This is a genomic window from Kitasatospora herbaricolor, from assembly GCF_030813695.1.
Lineage (GTDB): Bacteria > Actinomycetota > Actinomycetes > Streptomycetales > Streptomycetaceae > Kitasatospora > Kitasatospora herbaricolor.
In genome coordinates this window covers 231880-250424 of record NZ_JAUSVA010000002.1, presented here as the reverse complement: position 1 = coordinate 250424, position 18545 = coordinate 231880, and the positions used below count along the sequence as shown (strand labels likewise).

At 73.1% G+C, this 18545-nt stretch carries 10 protein-coding genes and 2 pseudogenes; 9 read left to right on the top strand and 3 right to left on the bottom strand.

The window, feature by feature from the left end; all coding sequences use genetic code 11:
- The first annotated feature begins 25 nt into the window (after positions 1–25).
- The 5 genes from J2S46_RS01480 to J2S46_RS01460 all read left to right on the top strand — a co-directional run bounded on the left by J2S46_RS01480 (position 26) and on the right by J2S46_RS01460 (position 5099).
- Positions 26–160 (top strand): hypothetical protein, encoded by a 135-nt coding sequence (locus tag J2S46_RS01480; RefSeq protein WP_268255710.1) that lies wholly within the window; start codon positions 26–28, stop codon positions 158–160.
- Positions 161–285: 125 nt separating this feature from the next.
- On the top strand, positions 286–1179 hold the full coding sequence (locus J2S46_RS01475; protein ID WP_191291828.1) for an aminoglycoside phosphotransferase family protein: 894 nt from the start codon (positions 286–288) through the stop codon (positions 1177–1179).
- A gap of 509 nt (positions 1180–1688) precedes the next feature.
- Positions 1689–2768 (top strand): cytochrome P450, encoded by a 1080-nt coding sequence (locus J2S46_RS01470; protein ID WP_191291829.1) that lies wholly within the window; start codon positions 1689–1691, stop codon positions 2766–2768.
- Positions 2769–2793: 25 nt separating this feature from the next.
- A complete protein-coding gene (locus J2S46_RS01465) occupies positions 2794–3546 on the top strand; it encodes an enoyl-CoA hydratase/isomerase family protein (protein WP_191291830.1) in 753 nt (250 codons plus the stop codon).
- A 383-nt stretch (positions 3547–3929) separates the two neighbouring features.
- Entirely contained in the window at positions 3930–5099 is a 1170-nt protein-coding gene (locus J2S46_RS01460) for a hypothetical protein (RefSeq protein WP_307348298.1), read from the top strand.
- A 127-nt stretch (positions 5100–5226) separates the two neighbouring features.
- Here J2S46_RS01460 and J2S46_RS01455 read toward each other — a convergent pair whose 3' ends face one another.
- From J2S46_RS01455 to J2S46_RS01445, 3 genes and pseudogenes are all read right to left on the bottom strand, one after another.
- Positions 5227–7254 (bottom strand): helix-turn-helix domain-containing protein, encoded by a 2028-nt coding sequence (locus tag J2S46_RS01455; RefSeq protein WP_191291832.1) that lies wholly within the window; start codon positions 7252–7254, stop codon positions 5227–5229.
- 763 nt (positions 7255–8017) lie between these two features.
- Positions 8018–8695: pseudogene (locus J2S46_RS01450) on the bottom strand (SDR family oxidoreductase).
- Between the two features lie 26 nt (positions 8696–8721).
- The gene (locus J2S46_RS01445; protein ID WP_191291833.1) at positions 8722–8916 is read right to left on the bottom strand and encodes a hypothetical protein; all 195 of its coding nucleotides are present in this window, start codon (positions 8914–8916) and stop codon (positions 8722–8724) included.
- Between the two features lie 424 nt (positions 8917–9340).
- Between J2S46_RS01445 and mobF the strand changes: the two genes are divergently transcribed.
- The 4 genes and pseudogenes from mobF (at position 9341) to J2S46_RS01425 (ending at position 17541) form a co-directional block, all read left to right on the top strand.
- Positions 9341–14176 carry a MobF family relaxase gene (gene mobF / locus J2S46_RS01440; protein WP_191291834.1) on the top strand — a complete coding sequence of 1612 codons (4836 nt, stop codon included), beginning with the start codon at positions 9341–9343 and terminating at the stop codon, positions 14174–14176.
- A gap of 166 nt (positions 14177–14342) precedes the next feature.
- Entirely contained in the window at positions 14343–16268 is a 1926-nt protein-coding gene (locus J2S46_RS01435) for a hypothetical protein (RefSeq protein WP_191291835.1), read from the top strand.
- Positions 16265–16552 (top strand): annotated as a pseudogene (locus J2S46_RS01430) (WhiB family transcriptional regulator); the annotation flags it as partial. The gene J2S46_RS01435 and the pseudogene J2S46_RS01430, both read left to right, overlap by 4 nt.
- Positions 16553–16887: 335 nt before the next feature.
- A complete protein-coding gene (locus tag J2S46_RS01425; protein WP_191291837.1) occupies positions 16888–17541 on the top strand; it encodes a hypothetical protein in 654 nt (217 codons plus the stop codon).
- Positions 17542–18545 lie beyond the last annotated feature (1004 nt).

The following is an 18545-nucleotide window of genomic DNA, read 5'->3' as shown; positions in this document are numbered from 1 at the left end:
CCTTCCAGGAAGAGGGGCTCTACGAATGATCGACTTCGAGGTGCTGACGGCATCCGCCCGCCGCGAAGGAATCGAACGCTTCGGGGTCGTCGACGGCGGCGTGTGGCCGCCGCCGCCCGGCAGCGGCTCGCCGACGCCGGCTGCGGGCAGGTCCGCCTGACCGTGTCCCCGGACGGCGAGCAGCTCTACCGCGGCCTCGGCTTCACCGACCCGAACCGGGCCGGTCCGATCCCCCTGACCTGGAGGCCCCGTGACGACCACCGTCCTGTTCGGAGACCCGATCCGATGACCGACTTCCCGCCCCCGCCCGAGCTGCTCGTCTGGCTCGCCGGGCACCTGCCGAGCCCGGTGACGGCGGCCGACTGCTCCTGGCCGCGGGCCACCTCCCGGGTGTGGCGCCTCAGCGGCCCCGACGGCGCCGCCGCGTTCCTCAAGATCAGCTCGGACGACGGCGCGTTCGCCCGAGAGGTCGCTGGCTACGCCTACGCCGCGCGCTACTTGCCCGAGCGGCAGGCGCCCCGGCTGCTGGCGAGCGACCCGGGGCTGCGCGCGCTGCTCAGCACCGCACTGCCTGGCCGCGTCGTACGGGACCTGCCGTTGGGGCGTGGCGCGGAGCTGCGGCTGCACCAGGACGCCGGGCGGCTGCTGCGGCGCTGGCACGACCGCTCAGACGCGGGCACCGCCGACCACCGGGCGGCGGTGCGCGAGGCGATGGGCGCGTACGCGCGGGAGGCGGCGCAGTGCCGGGAGGCCCTGGCCGGGCAGGTGCCGGACCACGTGCTCGCCCTCGTCGACGCCGCGGCCGCCGAGATCCCCGCCCTGGCCGACCGGCTGCCGCTGCGCTTCCTCCACGGCGACTACGCGACCCGCAACTGGCTGGTCGACGAGACCGGGCAACACGGATTGATCGACTTCGAGCAGGCCCGCCACGGCCCGGTGGTCGAGGAGTTCGTCTGGCTGCTGGGGGCGTTGTGGCCCACGCGCCCCGAACTGCGGGACGCCTTCTTCACCGGCTACGGCCGACCGCTCGACGCCGTGGAAGAACACCTGCTGTTGCTGCTGACCGTCCGCCTCGGCGCCTCCTACCTGCACACCGGTCTGCGCGAGGGCCGAGCGGACCTGCAGGATCGTGGCCACCTCGCCCTCGGCCGCATGACCGCCGGGCCCCTCCGCTCCTGACCCGCGCCACCGGCGCCTGCCCCCACCCCCGTCCGCCTTCAAGCTTTCGGTATGAGCCCGTCCCCAGTCGTGGTGGCCCAAGGGTGCGTGGCACGGACAGCTCCGCTGCGGACCACAAATTCCGTCTGACGGGATCCTGTGGCGGGCCATCCCGCAGTGTGGGTCACCTCTCCCGTCGACGGCCACGAACCCAGACACGGATCCGGAAGGGTGGCTAGCGTCCGCTGCAGTGCGGGCCTCCGATGGGTGCCGCCCTCAGGCCGTTGGCCTGGCAGCCACGATGTGGAGGAAGCGACGAGATGAACCCGGCACCGACCCGGACTGTAACCAGCCCGCGCGGGCGGGAGGCGAGCTTCGAGCCGGGCGAAGCCCGGAATGTGGTCGCTCTGCTCTCCCAGCTCCGCTCCGCTCGTGGGCAGAGCGACCCACTGCCTCTCTTCGCACAACTCCACCAACTAGGCGCGGTACTGCCCTCCCCCTGGGGCGGAGTACTCGTCACCAGCCATCAGGTGTGCGAGACGATCCTGCGCGACCGGGCATGGACCTCCCTGGACTGGCACTGGCGACAAAGCCAGGGCACCCGGTGGACATCCCGGTCCGCCCAGGAACTCGGTCACGTGATCATGTCCCTCAACCCCCCGGAGCACACCGAACAACGCCGAGTCCTGCGCGAGGCCTTCGGCAAGCAGACTCTCCAGCGCCTCACCACCCCGATACGCGAGACAACCGACGAACTGCTCGACCAACTCGAAGACGCCCTGACCGAGGGGCCTCGCGCCGACTTCGTGCACACCAGTGAACAGTTCCCGATCAACGTCGTCGGCCGTTGGCTGGGCCTCCCGGCGCGGGACTTCGACCGGCTGCACCAGCTCACACGGGAACACATCTATGCCCAGGAGCTCTTTCCCACTCCCCGGCGCCTCGAACAGGCCGACCTGGCCAGCGGCGAACTCCAGGCGTACTTCGCGGCAATCATCGCCGACAGGCGAGCCTGCCCCCGAGACGATGTGATCACCAACTGGCTGACCGTGTGGGACGCGGCGGCGCCCAACCGCCCCGCATCGGATGTGACCGTCCGCCGACTGGCGATGTTCTCCCTGATGGCCGGGCTCGAGACCACCGGGGCGCTCCTGGCCAGTACGGTGCTACTCCTGGTACAGCATCCCGAGCAGGCCCGCTGGCTACGCTCCCACCCCGAACACACGTCCATGCTGGTCGACGAAGCCCTGCGCTTCGACCCACCGGTCCAGGTCATCAGCCGAGTCGCCCCCCGGAACACCACCCTCGCCGGCGTGAATATCACCGCAGGCCAGGTGGCCTACCTGCTGATCGGCGCAGCCCAGCACGACCCGACGGTCTACGAGCAGCCCAACACCTTCGATGTTCGACGCACCGGCCGCAGGCACCTCGCGTTCGGAGCCGGCGCTCACTACTGCATCGGCGCCGGCCTTGCCCGGACCATGGCGATCCACTTCGTCGAAGCTCTCCTGAGCCGCTTGCCCGGCCTCTACCTGCCGTCGCCTCCGCTGTGGGAGTCGCGGGTCGCCTTTCGGCGGATGGAGAGCCTTCCCATCGCACGGCGTCCCTGAAGCTCCCGACGCGAAGGCTGACGTGATGCTGCAACTGCCCTGCCTTTCCTCGCTCACCGCCGTCACGTCGGATCAGGGGAGCGTGGCCCGGATCCAGCTCACCAGGGCAGTCCTGGATGCGCAGATGCTCCGGGACCTCCTTGCGGTGCTCACAGCAGTGCGCGAAGCCTCGAGTGTCCGGGTGCTCGTCATCTCGGGGGAGTCCGACGATTTCAGCCTCGGCGGCGACCGCCAGGAGCTCGACCGACTCATCACCCAAGACCCGAGGGGAGCGGAAATCCGCCGCCTCGGCGAATCCGCCCGCCTCGTGTTCAGCGGGCTTGCGGAACTTGACGCTGTCACCATCGCCCGTGTCCAGGGGCGGGCCGTTGGCGCCGGCCTCGCGCTCGCGGTGGCTTGCGATCTGCGCGTCGGCGCACACGACAGCCTGTACCGCCTGCCCGAGGTCGCTCTCGGCCTTCCCGGCACCTGGGGAGGAGCCGCAGCCCGGCTCATCAGTGAGATCGGCCCGGCCGCCACCCGCGAGCTTCTCCTCACCGGCCGGTCGGTGGACGCCGAGACGGCCCTGCGCATGGCCATCCTGCACCGGGTGACCCTTGCCACCGAGTTGGACGACGCAGTCAGCCAGTGGATCCGGCCCCTTCTCAGGCGGCCGGCAGCGGCCGTGCGGACCACGAAGCGGGTTCTCGCCGCGTACGAGGCCTCCGCGCGAATGGCGGACCTCACCCGCCTGGAAGGCCACCTGATGGCAGCCGAGATCGGCTGGAACCAGCGGTGACACCAGGCGATGCCCTGCCTCACCCGACTGCTCCCGCATTCGCACGACGCGCGACCGCGGGTCGCGCGTCCTCACGAAGGAGTCCCATGCCCGACCCGTCCCATCTGTCGACGCGGAACCATCCGGACCCAACCCTGCCCCCGTGGGCCGATGGGGCCTACAGCGTCCCCCGGCCCCCCTACCCCCCTGGTCCGGCCACCCCCACGGCCTCGCAGCCGCCGCGCAAGGGCAAGGGCAGGGGCAGGGACAGGAAGGTTCTCCTCATCGTCCTGGCCACGGTTCTCGGCCTCGCCTCCGTCTGCCTCGGCGCGGTCGTCCACCACGTCTCGAACCAGAAGCACCCCGTCCACACCGGATCCCCGTGGCAGAGGGTGGCCGACAAGATGACCGCAGCGCTGGCGGCCAAGGACGAGCAGGCCTTCCTCAGCCCCTTCACCGGGGAGGAGGTCGAGAAGCAGCGCAAGGTCTTCCGAAACCTGGTCAAGATTCCCTGGGAGACAGCCCGCTGGGAGACGGAGTTCGCTGTCCCCATGGACGGCCGCGACATGATGGTCACCTTCGTTCACCAGGTGAAGGGCGTCGACATCCTGCCGGTGCCAGAGGTCTACAACTGGCGGGTCGAAGGCGGGGACGCCCCGACGATCACTGCCGTGGGCGGGTCGAAAGACCTGCAGGGCAAGGTCTCCGACGGCAGCTACTACCCCGCGCCGTGGGACTACTACGACGACCTCACCGTCGAGCACCGCGACCATCTCGTGGTCGTGGCCGGCAAGGCCCAAGGCGCGGAAGTGACCCGCGACATCGACCTCATCGCCCAGGCCGCCCACGACGACCTCGAGGCCTGGAACAAGTCCGGCCTGCCCGGGGCCGGCGGACGCGAAGCCGCACACGGCTTCTTCGTCGTCCTGGAGAAGGACCGCGCCGTCTACAACCACCTCTACTCCGGCGAAGGCCGCGACGACGACGCTCTGGAAGCCGGCGTCAACATGGCGTTGCCCGCCTACGACTCCAAGCAGCTCACGGAGATCCTTTCCGGCGGATCGAGGATCGTCATGGACACTGCCCAGAGCTACTTCACCGGAGCCGACTGGCGCGACGGCGTGAGGGAGATCAGCCGCCACGAGATGGGCCACGCCATCGTCGCCCCGTTCCGCACCGAGGCAGTCCTCGTCCAAGGGCTGCAGAACACCCGCCCATGGGTTGTCGAAGGCTTCGCCGAGTACATGGCGCAGCGCGGGAAGGACGACCGGGCCCAGCTCGAAGCCCGTTCCGCCCTGCGCGGCTACCGCTTCGACGGCCACCTCCCCGACGGCCTCGACGTCTACGCCGACGACGGCAGGGCCCGCAACGCCAACTACGACCTCGCCGGCCTCGCCATCGCCTACCTGGCCGAGACGTACGGCGAGGAGAAGGCCTTCGCATTCGTCGCCGCCCACTACGCCAAGCCCAAGGAGTACGACCAGCAGATCGCCACCGCCACCGGGCTTGCCCCGGCGAGCTTTGAGGCCAACTGGGCGGCGTACGTCCGCGCCAAGGTACCGACGGTGCGCTGACCAGCACCGCAAGGTGTGGCCGGGGGATGCGGGCCTGCGGGCGCCGGGTCGATTTGGAGAGTGTCCAGACGGCCAGTTACCGGGGTGGCCGGTGCCGCCGTCGAGCGAGCCGGGGCGTCGCCGGTGTTCATGAGCACTCCTGAAGGTCTCGGCGGTGGGACCGCACGGTGGTCGGGTAGGGCTGCCGCAGGGAGCGGACGAACCGCAGCTGCTGCTCCAGCAGCTCGCGGGCGGCGGCCAGCCGGGCGCGTTCCCCGGCTTCGAACGCGGCCTTCTCGGCGTCCGAGCGGCTCTCGTACCGGTGGGCGCGGCGCAGCTCGGCCGCGCTCACCAGCTCGGCCTCCTCGCAGGCGGCGGCGGAGCGGGCCCAGTGCTCCAGCGCGCGGTGGTGTGCCTGGTCGCGGTAGGTCTCGGCGTTGACCCGGTCGGAGGCGGCGATCATGTAGCGGTCCGCCCCGGGGTTCCGGGCTTCGATCAACTGCCCGGTGATCTCGGCGTTGACCCGGTCGACCACGGCCCGCACGTCGTCCCAGCAGGTCAGGGTGGTCACCGCGAGGTGGAGGTTGACCGTCTCGACCATGGCCGCGCGGGTGCTCCGACGGCTGCTGCAGCGCAGGCACAGCCCGGCCGACTGCGGCGCTTGGCAGTCCTCGCACGGCACGGCGAGGCGGGCCGCCTCGGCGGATGCCTCCCTGGCCTCGCGCTCGGGACGCTCGGCCTCGTGGCGCAGGCGGCGATGCGCCGTCTCGCGTTCGGCGGCGGCCAGGGCCTCGGCCCGGCGCGTCGCCAGGTCGTGCAGGCGCCGCTCGTGCTCGGCCTGGCGCTCGCGGTCGGTGGCGTCGGGCATCGCGGCCAGGACCTGGCTGGCCACGGCGGCGCGGGTGCTCCGCCGGTCCTGTACGCGCAGCTCGCAGGTCACGCAGTCCGCGCCGGAGTTGAGGCGGATGCCGTCGTCGCATGCCTCGTGGCGACAGCACCGGCCCTGGGGCAGGCCGCGGCGCAGCATCCAGCCGACGGGGTTGTCGACGAGGGCGCTTCCGCGTTGGCGTTTGAGTCGCCAGGTCAGGCGCTCGGCCAGCACGGTGGGCGCGTGGGCGGTGCCGGTCCAGCGGGCGATGTCCTCCAGGGCGGTGCGGACGTGGCCGGCGAGGAACTCCCGGGTCGAGGTGCTGGTCAGGCGCCGCAGCAGGTCCTCGACAGGCTGCAGGGCGACGAGCAGGTCCGCATCGAGGCCGACGTCCCAGCGCAGCAGCCGGCCCCCGGACTGCTGGCCGTACCGGATGCCCGCCTTCGTTCCCGTGGCGACTGGAGATGGTTGCGTGTCCCCGCGAAGCGGGCGGCCGAAGGCGTCCACCGAGCCTGGCCCGGCGGGCACGTCCTCGCGCGCACGTGCGTCGCGCGTCACCAACGTGTCCGCTACGCGGGACAAGCAACCATCGACGGCCCGGGGCTTGTTGCAGTGGGCTTGTTGTAGGTGGCCTGTTTGTGGAGCTGCAACGAGGGGGGCCTGCGGAAGCGAGACCACGGGGGTCGCGGGAGCCGGAACGACGGGGGTTGCGGGAGCTTCGGAGCCCTCACCGAACAGTGCCAGCTGGCCCGTGCAGACGACATCGGTCAGGTCGGCGGCATCGGCCTCGATCGCGGGCACGCCCTCGGGACGGGCCGACTGCCGGGGCTGCGCAAACAGCGCGAGCTGCGCCGCCGCACCGGCCACGGGAGCCGGGTGCACGTCGTACTTCGGGGCCCGGCCGACTGCGGCGGCGCGGGACACCCAGCCGTCGGCCACCAGGTCCCGGGCGATGGTCCGGCATGCCTCCGCGGTCATCCCGCAGGTCTGCGCCAGCACGGACGCGGAGGCGCTGAGCCCGAGGTGGGCGCGTAGCGAGATCGCGCAGTAGACCTTGAAGCGGTGGCCGGACAGGGTGTTACGGGCAACTGCGGAGATGGTCACCGCGAGCTCGGTATCGTCGACCGGCTGAGTCCGCCGGCCGAGCGTGCCGTTGGGCGAGGGCTGGTCAGCCAGCACCAAAACGCCCTCCATCCCCCGCAGTGCCGCCGCCACGGTCTTCTCGTGCAGCCCGAGAGCGCCGGCGAGGGTCGAGTTCGACGCCCAGCACGAGCCGCTGCGCCGGGCGTAGTCGGCGATTATGGTCACGGTGCGGATCATGTCCCCGGTGTACCGAGCCAGCCAGGCGGCCGGGAACCTGCACCAGAATGCCCGCTCGGCGCCCGCCTGCGTACCGTCCGGTTCGGCCGAGGTGGACGGCACAGATGACATCGGGCGCTGGCGTGGCAGCCTTCCGGGGCCGCCAGTCCGGGCCGCCGAGGCCGCGGTCACCGGCTGTACCTGGGGTCGATTGCTCGCCACGGCCGCTCTCAGGCGAAGCCTCATCGGCTCGTCCAGCCGCAGCGGCTCCAGCCTCGCTGCGGAAACGGAGGCTTTGGGCTCTTCTTGTGCAATACCGCGTGTTGACGAGGCGTCACGGCCCGTAGATTTGGTATAGGGCGCGCTCGCGCCTGCGTGACAAACGGGAATGAAGTCAGGCATCATCGAGGTGTCTCTGCTGGAGGTGGAGGCAGCACGAACCCCTGGGGCCCGCTATCGCCCCCCAGGGCTGGCATCGCCTGTTGGACCCGCCCGCGACCGGGCGGTACACCGGGTGGCAGGTCCTCTGTCGAGGATGGCCGCCCGGGTCGTCGCCGGAGATGACATGAGCGCGAACTCGGTCATCCATCGGCGGTGATGGGAAGGGCTTGCCGTCAGATCTGGTGCTGGTAACACCGGTGTCAGGCGGCAGCCCAGCGGCCCGTGCTCCTCCGGAGCGGGCCGCACGCCACGTCATCTCATGATCGACCTCTCATCTCGTCTCAAGTCCTGATGTGGGCGGTCCAGCCGACTTGTGCGGCAGCGCGGGAGTTCAGTGCCCCATGGACGTGCCGCCGTCGAGGGCGAGGGCCTGCCCCGTGATGTATGCGGCCTCGGCGAGATGAGGCACAGTGCAGCTCGCGCGATCTCCTTCGGGAGGGCCAGCCGGCCCAGCTGTACCCCTGCGGCCAGTGCCACCATCGCCGTGTCCGTCGGACCGGGGGAGAGGACGTTCAGCGTGACCCCGTGAGGCGCGAGCTCGCGCGCCCAGGGACCGGGCGAAGCTGCTCAGGCAGGCCTTGGAGGCGGTGTCGTCGGACTGCCCAGCATGCCCGTAGATGGCTGAAGCGGAGGAGATGAACAGGATCCGGCCCTCGCGGCGTCGGAGCATCCTGCGTGCCGGCAGCTTGGTGACCCGGTAGGGACCAGTCAGGTTCGTGTCCAGCACTGAGGTGAAGTTGTCCTGGGTCATCGTCAGCAGCATCTTGTCGCGGGTGATTCCGGCATTCGACACCAGAACCTCAACCGTGCCGTGCTGCTCCTCGATCCTGGTGAACGCCGCGCTGACCTCGTCGGGTTGCGTGGTGTCGCAGGACACCGACGGGAAGCCGGCGGGCGCGGACCTGGAGCGGCAGGTGATCACGACGCGATCGCCGGCGGCTTGGTAAGCCTGGGCAATGGCGAGACCAACGCCCCGGCTGGCGTCGGTGATCGGGACTGGGTGGCTCATGACTTATTCCCCCGAAAGACTTCTGTTCAGCAGGCTTGCAGCAGGATCGGCATGGTCTGCCGCTGGGCGCGGGTGTGATCCAGGTGCCGGGACAGGGCTGCGGCGGTGTCCATCGTGGTGTCGGCGAGGCGCTCGGCGCGCCGCTGAAGGTAGGCGTCAGGGGCGAGGAGGCTGACAGAGCCGACGAGGACGGAGCCGCGCCACAGCGGCACGGAGAGCATCTCCCACGGCCTTGCGCTGGACCCCCTTCGCCATGACCATCCCGCCTCTCTCACTCATCCGCACCGAACGGCGCGATCGGGGAACCCGCGTCGCCCCCGGAAGAGAACACCCGGGCGCCGCGCCGACCACCAGGCAACCCACCAACGCCCCCGCCCGGGAAGTCCGCGCCCGTCAGATCCCGCCAGGCGGAATCCTGCGAACCCACTCCGCGGGCACTTCCCACCCGGCGGCACCGGCCCACCCCGCACCCGAGCCCCACCCCCGCAGCCGTCGCCATGCCCTGGGCCTGCGACAACACCACCCGGTGACGCCCTGTGCCGGGGCAGCGCACCAGGGGGCCCCGGCCACCAGGGCCCCGAGGCAGGGGGCCAAGTTCCCGACACCTCTTGCATCTTTGGCACAGCGTCGCGGACCCTGGCGCCCATGACGGTGGCGTTCGGCAAGACCAGCCCGGGGGACGGCTACCGCTACTTCATGCGTCAGATCACCAGCGGTGACGACCTGCGCCCCCGCGGCCGGGACCTGGCCGAGCACCAGACGGCCCTTCAGGTGCCGCCCGGGCGGTGGACGGGGCGGGCCGCAGCCATCCTCGGTGTCGCCGGCGAGGTGACCGAGGCGCAGATGCGGGCCCTGTTCGGGGAGGGCCTGCACCCGCGGGCGGACGAGCTCATCGCCGAACAACTGCGCTCGGGTGCGACGGTGCGCCAGGCACACCGAGCAGCCCGTCTGGGAGCCGCCTTCTACCAGCTCGGCCAGAAACCGACCCCCCTCGCCGTGGCGATCGACGAGCGGACCAAGGCCTGCGAGAAGGACGCCGGGCGCTCCGCGACCGACAGCGAGCGCCGCTCGCTGCGCCGCCAGGTCGGGGCGCTGGCCTTCCGCGCCGAGTACGAGCGCGACCCGGCTGGCGGCACCGAACTGCACCGCTTCATCACCCGCCGCACCCGGCCGCCGCGCCAGCCCGTGGCCGCGTTCCACCCGGTGTTCGCACCGCCCAAGTCGGTCATCCTGCTGTGGGCGCTGGGCGACGAAGCCACCCGCGTCGCTGTCGAGAGAGCCCACGAGGAGGCTATCAACGTCACCTTGGCGTGGATCGAGGACCATGCGCTGGCCACCCGCACCGGGCCCGGCGGCGTGGCCCAGCACGACGTGACCGGCGGCCTGGTGGCGGCCCAGTTCCGGCACTTCGACTCGAGGTGCGGGGATGCGCTGCTGCACGATCACGTGCTGATCGCCAACAAGGTGCAGGGCCCGGACGGGCGGTGGCGCACCATCGACGGCCGGCTGCTGCTGGCCCAGGCCGTCGCCGCGTCCGAGCTCTACAACGCGCAGGTCCTGCGCCGCACCTGCACCGCACTGGACCTGGTGGTGGCCGAGCGCCAGCTCGAGGAAGGGCGGCGCCCGGTGATGGAGATCGCGGGCATCAGCGCGGAGCTGATCGACGCGAACTCCGCCCGCACCCGGGCGATACTCGCCCAGCTGCCCCGGCTGATCGCCGCCTACCGGGCCGAGCACGGCAAGGAGCCCTCCCCGGCGGCGCGGATCGCCCTGATGCGCCGCGCGACCTTGGAGACCCGCCCGGCCAAGAAGTCAGCCGTCCCGCTCGCGGTGCTGCGCGAGGGCTGGCAGCTGGGGGTGGCCGCCGCGTTCGGCCGGCCCCTGGTCGACAACCTGCTGGCGAACGCCCGCAGGGTGGCCCGTGACGTACGCCGCGACAAGGGACCACCGCCCCGCCTGGACGTGGCAGCGGCCGCCCGCGAGGTGGTGGCCACCGTCTCCCTGCACCGCGCCGTCTTCGGCAAACGCCACCTGCTGGCCGAGGCCCACCGTCACGTCACCGCCGCCACCTTGGGCCGCGGCAGCGAGGGCTGGGCCGAAGCCATCACCGAACATGCCCTGGCACGGCTGTGCCTGGACCTCACCCCGCCCGACATCAACCCCGCCTTCGCGCCGCTGCAGCGCGCGGACGGCACCAGCGTCTACCGCCGCCGCGCAGCCGAGCTCTACACCACACCGGCGATCCTGGCGGCGGAGGACCGCATCGTCGCCGCCGCCCGAGCCCGCCTCACCCCCGCCTGCCCGCAGCGGACCTTCGACAAGAGCGCGGCCCGCCACAAGGGCCCGCTGGACGCCGGGCAGCGCGCCATGGCGAAAGCGTTCGCCACCTCGGAGCGGGCGCTGGTCGCCGCGATCGGACCGGCCGGCGCCGGCAAGACCACCGCGCTGCGCCTGGCCGCGAACGCCATCACCGCCGCCGGCCGCACCACCGTGGCGCTCGCACCCTCCGCCCGCGCCGCCCACGTGATGTCCGAGGAGCTCGGCCGCCCGGCCCACACCCTCCACTCCTGGCTGCGCCGCCAGGGCCTCGCGGATGCCGGCAAGCTCGTCCTGCCGCGCGCCGAGCGCCTGCGCAAGGGCGACGTCATCATCGTGGACGAGGCTGGCATGGCCGCCACCACCCAGCTGGCCGCGATCGTGCGCCGCGCCGCGAAGGCAGGCGCCCACGTGCGCCTGATCGGCGACCCCGCGCAGCTCGCCGCCGTCGAAGCCGGCGGCGCACTGCGCCTGCTGCAGAGCGAGGTCGGCGCCGTCCACCTCACCGCCGTGCACCGCTTCCGCCACCCCCAGGAGGCCGGCGCCTCCCTCACACTGCGCGACGGCGACCCGGGCGAGGCCTTCACCTGGTACCGCCGGCACGGCCGCATCCAGGGCGGCACCACCGCCGCCATGGCGGACGCCGTCTTCACCGCCTGGGCCGCCGACCTCACCGCCGGACGCACCCCGCTGATGACCGCCCCCGACCGCGACCTCGTCGCCACTCTCAACCGCCGCGCCCAGAAATGGCGGATGGAACGCGGCCAACTCCTGGCCCCCTCGCGCTGGCGCCCGAACCCCGTCAAGCTGCGCGACGGCCACAAGGCGCACGTCGGCGACCTCATCGTCACCCGCCGAAACCAGCGCCGACTCACCTGCCGCGGCGGGAAAGACTTCGTCAAGAACGGCGACGTGTGGGCGATCGAGCGCTACACCCCCCAGGGCGACGCTGTCATCCGCCACACCCAGCACCGCGGCCGCCTCACCCTGCCCGCCGACTACCTGCGCGAGCACTGCGAGCTCGGCTACGCCTCCACCATCCACCGCGCCCAGGGCATGACCGTCATCCGCTCCCACGCCCTGCTCACCACCCGCACCTCCCGCGAGGCCGCCTACGTCGCCGCCACCCGCGGCCGCACCGGCAACCACCTCTACATCGCCCTCGAGGACGACCAGACCCTCGATGCGGCCCTGACCCGGATCGCCACCTACAGCAGCTTCACCCCGAGCGCCCGCCAGACCATCCGCACCGAGCAAGAGCGAGCCTGGGGCATCCGGCAGCTGACCGCCGAGTACGCCCACGCCACCGAACAGGCCACCCGCCTGCGCTACGCCGCCGCCGCCCGCGCCGCCCTCAACGCGGCTGCCGAACCGCTCATCGCCGACGACGCGTTCACCGCCATCGTCAACGCACTCGGGCGCGCGGAGAAGGCCGGCTTCACCCCCGAAAGGATCCTGGCCGCCGCCCACCAAGAGGGCACCCTCGCCGGGGTGGATGTGCCCGGCGCTGTCCTGGCATGGCGCATCGACCGGCGCCTGCGTACCGCCCGCGCCGCCGAAGCCCACGCCGAAGCCGACCCGCACCCGAACGCCCGCCTGCTGCGCACCCTGGGCGACGACCAGCTGCAGCGCATCACAGCCCTCGCCCAGCAGCACCGCGCCCGGGCCTTGGACGAGTTGCACGCCGCCGACGCCGAGACCGCCGCGGCCCCCCGGGCGGTCACCGCCGGCGGCCGCCGCCACCCGGCGTGGCCGCAGCGCCCGTACGGCACGTTCACCGCTGGCCAGCTCGCGGAGCGCCTGCGCGCGACGCGCCGAGCCCGCCTGAGGGCCGAGGACGAAGGCGACCACCGGGCGGAACTCGCTGCCGTCGAGGACCTGGTGCGCCTGCGCGCCGAGCAGGCGCTGCGCCGCGCGATGCCGTGGCGTGACCGGTCCCGGGAGGACTACCAGCGCGCCCGGCCCGGCTCCCCGGCCACCGCGCCCGACCCCGCCGCCGCAGCGCAGCAGGACGCCGAACGGGCCCGGACCCGCACCGCAGCTGCCCGCGAGGGCTGGCAGCGGGCCGAGGCCGTCATCGCCCGCACGGCTGCGGAGCGGCACCTGCGCCGGCTGCTGCCCGACCGTCCGCCCACCGGCGGCGACGCCGCGGATCTGCCTGACTGGCTCACTCCCACCGCCGCCCTCACCGACCCGCACACCCCCGAGAACTGGCGGCGCCACCTCACCGAGCGCCGCGACGTCCTCGAGCGCCACCTCGCCGCCCGCGGCGCCCAGCTCGCCGCCGACATCCCCGCCTGGGCCGCGCCGCTCGGCCCCCTCCCACCACCGCAGGGCGGCCGCGCCCTGCGCGCACGGTGGGAACGCACCGCGGCGCTCACCGACGCCTGGCGCACCCTCCACCAGGTCCCCGCCCACCTACCGGCACTGGGCCCGAAGCCCGAAGCCGAGCAGCACGCCGCCGCCTGGAGCGCCCTCGACGCCCGTATCCGCGCCCTGCACCACCGCGCCCGCACCGCCCACCAGCCCCACCCCGGGCCGGCGCCCGAACAGCTCACCCGCCAGGCCCTCGAGCAACTCGCCCACCTGCGACTGCTGCGCGGCCGCCACGCCCCCGACCCGGCGGTGCGGCCCGATCCGGCGGCCAGCGCCGCCCCCGCCGCCCCCGCCGTGGCCGGGTCGGCCGACCGCCGGCCCGCCGCGCCCATCCTGCTGCCCCGTGCCGAACGCCTCGGCCAGGACGCCCTGGCCGCGACCCTCGCCGGCCAGGAAGCGCCCGAGGAGTGGATCGAGCAGATCCCCGCCCCCGACGAGGACGACACCGGCCAGCAGCACCTCTACCGGCGCCTGGTCGCAGCCGTCGCCGACTGGCGGCTGCGCCAGAACGTCACCGGCACCGACCCGCTCGGCCCGCCCCCTGACAGTGACCGCGGCGCCGAGTGGCAGCACCTGTCCAAGGCCCTCGACCTCTACCGCACCGCCCGCATCACCGACCGCCTGCACCTGCTGCGCGTGCGCCGCGAAGCCGACCGCGAACGCCTTGAGGCCGCAGCCCAGCAAGCCGCGCAAGCCGGCGCCGGGACCCCGCCCGGCCCACCGCCGCGCCGGGCGCCCGCCTCCAAGCCCTCCCGCCCGCGCCGCCCCGGCGGCCGTCGCCGCCGGTGAGATCCGCCCGTCGGACGGTGCCTGATCCCGCCAGGTGGGAGGGACAGGCCACCGCTCCCGCCCACCGGGACCGAGGCGCCCCTGCGGTTGTCCCCGCCCGCGCCGCCCGCGCACGCTCGCCCTGCGACCCCATCCGGTTCCCGCCACCAGAAAGAGAGCCAGGCCGTTGACCGCGCCCCCGCCGCCGTCCGAGCCCGTGCAGTACGCGCTCACCAGCGTCTACACCGACCCCTTTCTCGGCGGTACGGACGGACCCTCGCTGCTCACCGCCGACCCGACCGCCGCCGCGCACTTCTTCCTCGACACCGACCGCCTCGGACACCTGGAGGTCATGGCCCACGCCACCGACCACGACGCCACGCTGGTGCCGATCAGGGCGGGCGACATCGTGCACCGGGCGCTCGCAGAACTGCCCGCCGGCGACGCGCGCCGCGACACGCTGCGCACGGCGCAGGCTGACTGGCTCGAGGACCGCCTGTGGGACCGCGCGGACGAGCCGTTCGGCGCCGCGCCAGGCGGACCGGACTGGATCCGCGCCGGGAGTGCCTGGGGCGCGGCGTTCACCGCGCTGCCCGGTGCCGACGTGCTCGCCGAACTCGCCTCGCACTACCCGGGCGTGCAGGTGCCGCAGGTGCCGCTGGTGATGGCGGCCTTGCGTACCGCCCGTGCCATCCGGCAGGCCGCCGGCCCCGTCGTCGAGGAGGACCGGCAGCTGCTCGTCGCGAACTGGCGGATGCTGAACTCCTCCTGGCCGGCGCGCGAGGAACCGGCCGTTCTCGCCGCGGCCCACTGGTACCTGGAGCGCCTGGCCGACCTCGACCCCCTCACGGCGCAGCCTGCCGCCGACCTCACCGACACCCAGCGCGCCCGCTGGCGCGAGGACGCCGTCGACCTGCAACGCGACCTCCTCGTCCTGGACCCGCACCTGCACCCGGCCCGCATCGAGGCGGTCACCGCCCACGTGCGCACCGAACCCGCCGACCGCACGCCGGACAAGGCCGCCCGTGCCGAGGAGACGGACCACCGGCGCCTCGACACCGCCCTTGCCGTGACCCTGCGCCACCTGCCGCCGCTGGACGAAGAGGTGCGCGAGAGAATGCGGAGCGCCGCTGCCGGAGTCCTCCAGCCGCCTCAGCCGCTCCCGCTGCCCGGCCAGCCGGCATCCGACGCCGACGCCGCTCTCGACTGGCGCCGCCAGGTGCCCTCCGCGCAGCGGGCGGCCGCGGACACCGACGCCGTCCTCACCCAGGCCTACACCCACGTCGCCCGGGCCCGCCGGGAGGCCGGCGAAGGCCGCCGGTCCCTGGCCGACCAGAGCAGCACCGCTCCCGCACACACACTGGCCGCCGAGACGACCGGGCGTCACGCGGTCATGGGGCGCCTGCTCGCCCTCGCCGACGCGGAGCGCGCCGCCACCGCCCACGAGCCACACCTGCACGACGTGGCGGGCGCCGCAGCCCAAACGGCCCGCGCCGCCGCCCAGGCCCTGGGCCTAAGCCCGATGGAGGCTCACTACGCCGAGCAGGCCGCCTACACGGCGACCTTCGACGCCGGCCGTGCCCTCCTGGACGAGGTCCTCACCGAGCAGCGCGCCGCGGTGCGGGCCACCATCGCCGCGCACTACCCCCGACCAGACCACCGTCTGACCGACCAGCTCGCCGCCGGCATCGACAACAAGGCCGCCGCCCGCGCGCAGAACGCCGTCGCCGTCCTCGGCCGTGAACTGGACAATCTCCTCGCCCAGGACCGCGACCCGGCGACACGCCTGCGGCCCACCGCCGAGCAGATCAAAGAGGCACGCTCGCGCTCGGACGCCGCCGGCCGACGGCTCAACGACATCGTCAACAAGGACAGACCCGCCACAAGGGCGGCACTGAGAGCCCTGCGCGAGGTGATGGACCTGCCCGCCGCGCCCCCGCCGGGCGACGGTGCGGACCGCCTGACCCGCCACCTTCACCGGCTCACCGAACGTCTCACCGGCGCCCTCCCGGCCGCCGCCACCACCGGACCGGCCGCCGCCACCACAACACCAAGGCCGCGCCCGGCCCGGCACCAGCCCCGTCCCACCACCGTGAAGCGAGGAATGCGATGACCCGCCGCGAAGACCCCCAGGCCCCGCGGCGTGACTGGCTGGACCGCGCCCTGTGCCGCGAACGCGACCCGGAGCTGTTCTTCCCCGTCGGCAACCAAGGCCCGGCCCTCCTGCAGATCGACGAGGCCAAGGCGGTGTGCCGGCCGTGCCCGGTACGCCCCCAGTGCCTGCTGTGGGCGCTGGAGACCAACCAGGAGAGCGGCGTGTGGGGAGGCGTCAGCGAGGACGAACTGCTCGCCATCCGCACCCGCGCCGCCCGGGCCCGTCACAGGACCAAGGAGGCCAGCGACGCCAAGGACGCCAAGGAGACCGGCCGGGACGGACAGCGCCGGCGCTCGCCCACCGCCGCCCGCTTCCCTGCCCTTGCGTGAAGGTGCCCGCCGCACGGCGCCCGCCACCCCGGCCTCCTGCGGACATCGGCCGGCCCCTATCCCGTGGGCGCTCCGCCCCCGCGCCGGGAGCACACCACCGTCCACGGCGCGGTACCCCTGAGCCGGGGCGGTCAGAGCATCCCCTCTGCGGGGTGATACATCTGGACACCGGGCAACGCCTTTGCCCGCCAAGCCGATTGCAGAGCTCCTCACCCCGGGCCGCTCTGCCGCGACCATCGGAGAGCGCCGTGTCCCGCGACCCCTACCAGCACCTGTACGAGGACGGCGAGATCTTCGCGGTGGACCTCGTGCGCCGGGCCGCCGACCCGACGGCCACCACCGACCCCGCGCACGCACTTCGCGACCTGGCGCACCGCCACCCGGCCCTGACCGAGTACGACGCCGCGATCGCCCTCACCGGAGCCCTCGCCCGCCTGTCCTGTACGACGCTGCGCGCGGCCTACATGCGCCATCACCCGCTCGCCGCCCGGCTGCTGGACGACCAGCCGACTCCGAGCACCGCCCAGGCCCGCGATATCACCGAGGTCCTCGACCGGATGGACGCCGACCTGCTCAGCGCCGACCGCACCCCGCTCGGACACTGCTTCATCGAACTCATCCGCCTCGCCCTAGCCGAGCTGCTGCCCGGCGGCCGGCCCCTGCACGAGAGCGCTGCCGAGCCCCTCGACTGCGCCCTCTCCAGCGTGCCCGGCCCCGCCGACGCACTGCTGCCGCTCGTCCTGCGCGCCGCACAACTCACCCTCGCCTGCCTGCACCACCTGCTCGACCTTGACAGCGACACCACTCACGCCACCGGCCAGGACAGCGTGGTGGAGCAGGTCCTGGACGGCTTCGAGCTCTACAAGATCACGCAGCAGGCAGCCGGTGCCGGCGCGTCGTAGCAGCCCCCCGCCACGTTCGCCTCAGAGCCGTCGTCGGTGAGGATGTGAGCAGCGGGTCACCGTCGTCCGATTCGACCGGTGTGCCATTCCATCCGCTACTCCACACGTTGCAATCGAGGCCGGCGGACAGTTGGGCAGGGCCGGCCAGTGCGTGTCCTCCTCACATCACGCCGTGGATCGCTTTCGTGGTCGAATCCGTGGAGGAACATCCGGCCGGGGCCGCAATGATCCCGGACCGGGCAGCGGAGCCGTCCTGCATGAACGGCCAGGTCCACGCCCCCATGCCAGACGGATACGAACGAGTTTGCTGGGGCAAGGGCAAGGCGGGAGTCGGGCAGGTTGGCGCCCCGCGCCCGGCGCGGGGCGGAACTCCGGTGGAGCGCCGGGGCCACCAGGTCATGACGGGACATGGCGCACCGGCAGCAACCCGCCGCGGGCGCTCCCGTCGGTCAGCCCCGCCCTCCTGTGATCGCCCCCGAGTTCACCATCAGGAACCGAACGCTGGGTAAAGGGTCCTCAAAGTCACCCAGCCCGTTTCAAGCCGGCCCACGCGTGAACGGCGCCCGCCACCGAGGCGGTGTAAGTGCACCCACTGACCCCGGTTGCACCTTTCCGCTCATTTCCGAACGGCCGATGGCAGACCCGAAATCGCGGGGTAGCGTGATCGCCAGCAGCATCCGTCAGGGGGAAGGATGTCATGGCGCCCAGCCGTCACATGCCCGCGCACCACGCCACCAGAGCACCGGGGACAGACAGATCCCGCGGGGCCCCAGGAGCCGTGCGCGCGCCCACCCGACCGCACCGCCCGCCCCGGCGCCGTCCCCGGCCGCGCAAGAGCGCGGCCCCCGCAGCCACCCACCAAGACCACGTGCAGGCAGGCCACGGAGCCCCGCACCAGGCGGCGGGCCACCCGGCCCGCCCGGGGCGCCGAGCTCCTCATGACCGCCCGTCATGACCACCCGCCGCCGGCACGGCCGCGGCACCCACCCGCCGCCGGCACCGCG

Excerpts from the sequence above, each read along its gene's own strand:
- J2S46_RS01480 (WP_268255710.1), top strand. The coding sequence starts at position 26 with ATGATCGACTTCGAGGTGCTGACGGCATCCGCCCGCCGCGAAGGAATC.
- J2S46_RS01475 (WP_191291828.1), top strand. The coding sequence starts at position 286 with ATGACCGACTTCCCGCCCCCGCCCGAGCTGCTCGTCTGGCTCGCCGGG.
- J2S46_RS01465 (WP_191291830.1), top strand. The coding sequence starts at position 2,794 with ATGCTGCAACTGCCCTGCCTTTCCTCGCTCACCGCCGTCACGTCGGAT.
- J2S46_RS01460 (WP_307348298.1), top strand. The coding sequence starts at position 3,930 with ATGACCGCAGCGCTGGCGGCCAAGGACGAGCAGGCCTTCCTCAGCCCC.
- J2S46_RS01445 (WP_191291833.1), bottom strand. The coding sequence starts at position 8,916 with ATGCTCTCCGTGCCGCTGTGGCGCGGCTCCGTCCTCGTCGGCTCTGTC.
- mobF (WP_191291834.1), top strand. The coding sequence starts at position 9,341 with ATGACGGTGGCGTTCGGCAAGACCAGCCCGGGGGACGGCTACCGCTAC.